This window comes from uncultured Formosa sp. (genome assembly GCF_947500765.1).
Classification (GTDB): domain Bacteria; phylum Bacteroidota; class Bacteroidia; order Flavobacteriales; family Flavobacteriaceae; genus Formosa.
Window position 1 is genome coordinate 1 of sequence record NZ_CANMTH010000058.1, and the last position, 663, is coordinate 663.

A 663-nucleotide genomic window follows, 5' to 3' on the forward strand; every position below is an offset into this window, starting at 1 on the left:
AAAACAAATAACAATGAGTACGAATTATGAAACGCGTTACGCCTCGAGTCCACAAACGGTTAAAAAATACGATACCCAAGAATTACGAGACGAATTCTTGATTGATAATTTAATGCAATCAGGAAAAATAAATTTAACGTATACGCATTACGATCGTTATATCGCAGGATCAGCTGTTCCAACAACAAGTGCTTTAACGTTAGAACCAATAGATCCATTAAAGGCAGAATTTTTTCTAGAACGTAGAGAATTAGGAATTATAAATGTAGGAGGAAAGGGCTCTGTTACTGTAGATGGTACTACATATAAAATGGGTCTAAAAGATGCATTATATATTGGTATGGGTGTTAAAGATGTTGTTTTTTCAAGTGAAGATTCAAAAAATCCAGCAAAATTCTATTTAAACTCAGCGCCTGCACATGTTAACTATCCTACAAAAAAAGTAAGTAAATCCGAAGCAAATAAAATAGAATTAGGATCACTAGAAACAGCAAATCACCGAACAGTAAACCAAATGATAATTGGTGGAATTGTAACCACGTGTCAATTACAAATGGGAATGACCGAGTTAAAAACAGGAAGTGTTTGGAATACTATGCCAGCTCACGTTCACGATCGTAGAATGGAGGTTTATTATTATTTAGATATTCCAGAAGATCAAGC

At 34.1% G+C, this 663-nt stretch carries 1 protein-coding gene; it reads left to right on the forward strand.

The genetic code is table 11. The features are described 5' to 3' along the window. Window positions 1-13: 13 nt before the first annotated feature. Window positions 14-663: 5-dehydro-4-deoxy-D-glucuronate isomerase (gene kduI / locus Q1B05_RS18595; protein ID WP_299782966.1), on the forward strand; the 650-nt coding region annotated here is incomplete at its 3' end.